The 2,137-nt window shown below is 59.3% G+C and carries 1 protein-coding gene and 1 pseudogene; one reads left to right on the top strand and one right to left on the bottom strand.

What is annotated here, in order from left to right:
• The first annotated feature begins 173 nt into the window (after positions 1–173).
• On the top strand, positions 174–1,367 hold the full coding sequence (locus tag EOA29_RS34035; RefSeq protein WP_127222237.1) for a glycine betaine/L-proline ABC transporter ATP-binding protein: 1,194 nt from the start codon (positions 174–176) through the stop codon (positions 1,365–1,367).
• A 531-nt stretch (positions 1,368–1,898) separates the two neighbouring features.
• Here the strand turns inward: EOA29_RS34035 and EOA29_RS41830 are convergent.
• Positions 1,899–2,033: pseudogene (locus tag EOA29_RS41830) on the bottom strand (transposase domain-containing protein); the annotation flags it as partial.
• Positions 2,034–2,137 lie beyond the last annotated feature (104 nt).

Genomic DNA, 2,137 nt, shown 5'->3' with positions numbered 1-2,137 from the left:
AGGTCATGAAACATGCAACCGACTGGATCGCCGCTCATCACGCCGACTGGAACAAGTGGATCGCTGAAGCCAAGGCTGCCAAGTGAGGCTCTGAGGTTTAGAATCGGCCGACGGCATCCGCCGGCCGATTACTGTCAGAAGATAGGCACAACACAGTATCGAGAGTTCCGCACATGACCGTACCCGCCATCGTCTGCTCTGGCTTGTGGAAGATTTTCGGCACGCGCAAAGGGGAAGCTCTCGCGGCGGCGCGCGATCGGGGGTTCAGCAAGAGGCAAGTCCTTGAAGAATTCGACTGCGTTCTGGGTGTGGCCGATGTGTCCTTCTCAGTCGCGCCCGGCGAGATCTTTTGCATCATGGGTCTGTCCGGCTCGGGGAAATCCACGCTTGTCCGCCATCTCAATCGGCTGATCGAACCAACCGCAGGCGAAGTTCGGATCGGCGGAACTGCGATCAACAAACTTTCGCCATCTGAACTCCGGGGCCTTCGCTCAGAGACGGTCGGCATGGTGTTCCAGCACATGGCGCTCCTGCCGCACCGCACCGTCTACGACAATGTTTCCCTCAGTCTCGAACTCCGAGGCAAATCACGCAAGGAGCGCCGCCGCGTCGCGGAAGAAAACCTCAAGCTCGTTGACTTGAGCGGTTGGGGCGAGCGTTACCCGGACGAACTCTCGGGCGGGATGAAGCAGCGGGTGGGGCTTGCGCGTGCCATGGCGGCAGATCCGCAGATCCTCTTACTGGACGAGCCGTTTTCAGCGCTCGACCCGTTGATCCGCCGCCAGCTCCAACAGCAGTTCCTAGATCTCGCGAAGGTCGTCCAGAAAACAACGGTGTTTATCACACACGACCTCGATGAGGCCATTCGCCTGGGCGATCGTATTGCGATCATGAAGGATGGGAAGTTCGTTCAAGTGGGGACGCCGGAAGACATCGTCACCGCACCCAAGGACCGCTATGTCGCTGATTTCGTGTCAGGCATTTCGCTGCTCAATCTTGTCACTGCCAGGAAGATCATGCAGCCGCGGGACAGCATAGCGACGCTTTCTGAAAAGAAAATGCAGGCGCTCCCCCGCGTGCAAACCACTGACAAGCTCTCCGCTGTGGTCAGCACCGCTGCGGATGGCGGCGATCTGATCGCAGTCTACGACGGCGGGGAGCCGGCGGGCGTCATCACCCGGCGCGCCCTGTTTTCAGGAATTCAAGGCATGATTTCCAGCCCCGATGCCGTGAGTGGTTTGAATTTGGGAAAAGTTTACCAGTACGGGGGCAGCTCTGCCCCCTCAATCCGTCCATCACGGCCTGGAAGATCAATCGATATTGACACAGCTGCGCTCTCTGCTCACAGCGACGAAGGCAAAAAATGAGCGAACCGAACTTGTCCCGGACATAGAGAAATGCTCGCGCAGTTCCGCGGCGCCTTGCATGCTGAACGAACTGAAACTACTTTCGTGAAGTGTACCCTTACCGTCGCCTATTCGTGCAGGTGACTTGCGCTTAAGAGGGCCGCCAGTTCGATCCACCGCCGTGGGCGCCGACGGCTTAAATCCGCATGCCCATTTTGCCAAGGCCAACTCTGACAATCCGTCCTATGGAAGACTTGTACCTCACCCACCCTGCTTGTGGTTTATCGGTAAGCGCCCGGTCATGACCCAGGGCTCTTACCGGCCCTCGATTTGACCGCTGCCGCGATTGGCTTGTGCTCGCGGATAAAGTCGGTCTGGCATTCGAGGCCGAAGTCTGTGAAGGCGGGGATCTGATGGTCGTCGGGCCCGTAGACCCAGAGGCAACCGTCCTCCGGTGCCATGTGGGCATAGACCTCCACAGCAGTTCGGCATCCTGGCCGGGCATTTCGGCGGCGAGCGGGAAGGTGTAGACCCGGGTGATCGCAGTTACGATCAGGCCGCCAGTCTGGTGCCCGATCGGGCGCGCCAGTCCCAGAGGAGAAGCTCGTCGATGCGATTGGCCGGATGGTCCCTGACGCGGCCGATCAGGTCGGCGAGAGAGGCTTCCGGACTGATGCCGTTCACCTTACAGGGTAAGCGTTGCACCAAGGCACCTTGCAATAGGCCGATGAACATGGAGCTTTCGCGCCATGACATTGGAACATGCAGAGGGCGATGTGGTCGCCGAGATC

The organism is Mesorhizobium sp. M1E.F.Ca.ET.063.01.1.1 (assembly GCF_003998155.1).
Lineage (GTDB): Bacteria > Pseudomonadota > Alphaproteobacteria > Rhizobiales > Rhizobiaceae > Mesorhizobium.
Note: the sequence above shows the minus strand (reverse complement) of the source record. Positions and strands in the feature narration are given on the sequence as shown.